This is a genomic window from Gammaproteobacteria bacterium (genome assembly GCA_035279405.1).
In the GTDB taxonomy this organism is placed as follows: Bacteria; Pseudomonadota; Gammaproteobacteria; order Natronospirales; family REEB76; genus REEB76.
This window is the reverse complement of the sequence record DATEHU010000001.1, coordinates 1-1,886: the sequence shown is the minus strand read 5'-3', so window position 1 is coordinate 1,886 and position 1,886 is coordinate 1. Positions and strand designations below refer to the sequence as shown.

Sequence of the window (1,886 nt, the reverse complement as noted above, 5' to 3'; positions counted from 1 at the left end):
CCCGAAGTGGTACGCCCCGATCCCCGTCAGTTGCAGCAGGCTATTGTACGTTCGTGTCTCCGTCATCCCGCCATAGCCCATCGTCAGCATCTCGCCTGCCGGACCGTACGTCACTCCGTTCACCGCCGTCTGCAGCGTGGTCTGATCCGTCAGTCCCACCGGCCGCCCCAGGCTGTCGAAGCTGTACGAGTAGTTGTCGCCCGTGAACCCGGACCCCGCCGAGGACGGATACTGGACACTTGTCATCCTGCCCTCATTATCGTACCCGTAGCTCGCCTCCAGATCCGCCGTCACGGTCACCGGCGTTTGCGGATAAGCCTGATACGCCAACTGCGACACCAGCAGTTCATTGCCCACGATCAATCCCGCCGGGCTGTAGTTGTACATCTCGACGAAGGTGTTCGGGTTGACCGGCGTTGTCGTGGACGGCGTGATGTTGCCGCAGCCGGCTCCCTGATACTGCACCGCCGTCTGCCGCCCCAGTGCATTGAGCGAGTAGCTCCTCACGAACGGATTCGTGTCGTAGTAGAACATCACCCGCTGGCAAACGTCTTCACTCCCCGTGCTCACCGGGTAGTGCTGGATCGTCGTCACCCGCCCGTAGCTGTCGTACGTGTATTGCGTCTTCTGGTTTTTGGCGTCGACCTTGGTTTGCAGCAGCCCTCCGGAGTACGTGTAGTTGGTCGTCCCCGTCTCCGGCTCTGTCTTCGACAGCAGATACGCCCCCACCACCGTTCCACTGGTGTAGTTGAACGCGCGCGTCTGCCCGGCGCCGGGACCGGTCATCGTCACGTTCGTCAGGTGATTCAGGATGTCGTAGCTGTAGTACGTCCAGAGATCCCGCGTGTCGTCGCCAGGGAAAGCCGGATTCGGTTCCCGCACCACCACCAGGTTGCCGTTTGCGTCCTGGACGAACTGTTTCCAGTTCTGCGCCGGATCGGTCACTTGCACCACGTTGGACCAATACGCATACCCGGTTGTGCTCGCCCCGTCCGGCAACTGCACGGCGATGGTCCGCCCGATGCCGTCGTAAGTGTACTTGGTCCAGTACTTGGTGGCATTAGGCGCGTGCGGCTGCGACTTCTGCATCAGCTTGCCGATGGGCGAGCAGCCGCACGGACCGTAGACATAATCCACCTGCGACACCGTGGTCGAGCCATAGCCTGTCTCTACCAGCAGCGGCCGCGCGAATCCATCCACGGTGGTTTTCGTCCAGCGGCCGTTCACCGTCGCGGTCGTGGTGTTGGTGGTGTAGCTGTAACTGGTCGTCGCGCCGTAGGGCGAGGTGGTCGAGGCTGGCCGCGCATAGGCATCATAGAACGTGCCGGAGGAATCGCGGTTCGGCCCCGTCTCCTGCATCAGCCCCAGGAACGGCGACCAACTCAGGTTTTCCGTCAGGGTGTTGTTAGCCGTGATCGCCGACGGAGCCGCGTAGTTGGTGCTGCTGTTGACGTTGGCCGTGTAGATTCTCCCGGCCGCATCCTGCGAGCCCACCGTATTGCCCAGGATATCCAGCGCCCGGCAACTCCAGCCCGCCGGCGTTGTCGATTGCGTTGCGTTGCCGCGGTAATAGAACGTGCTGGAATACGCGGCGTCGTGAAACGCCGGATTCGCCGGCCCGCTCAGGCCGGGGAGATAGGCGCAGCCGGTGCCGTAGGTGTCGTAAGCGTTGCTCACCAGCGTAGCGTTATACCCCCCGCCGGTTACCTTGCTGGTCAGCAGCCGGTTGAAGATATAGCGCGAGATGTAGTTAGAGTCTGTCAGGTACGTGTTCGTATACGTGCGCAGCAACGGCCCGGGAGCCCCCGCGCCCCAGTCGTACACCTGCATCTGCGTCAGATTCCCATAGGCGTCCTGCGTTTGCGTCACCTGCTTCTGCACGGCGC

General features: G+C 62.3%; 1 protein-coding gene. It reads right to left on the bottom strand.

All coding sequences use genetic code 11. The features are described from left to right. The coding region (locus tag VJR90_00005) for a hypothetical protein (protein ID HKV95862.1) at window positions 1-1,886 on the bottom strand (1,886 nt) is incomplete at both ends.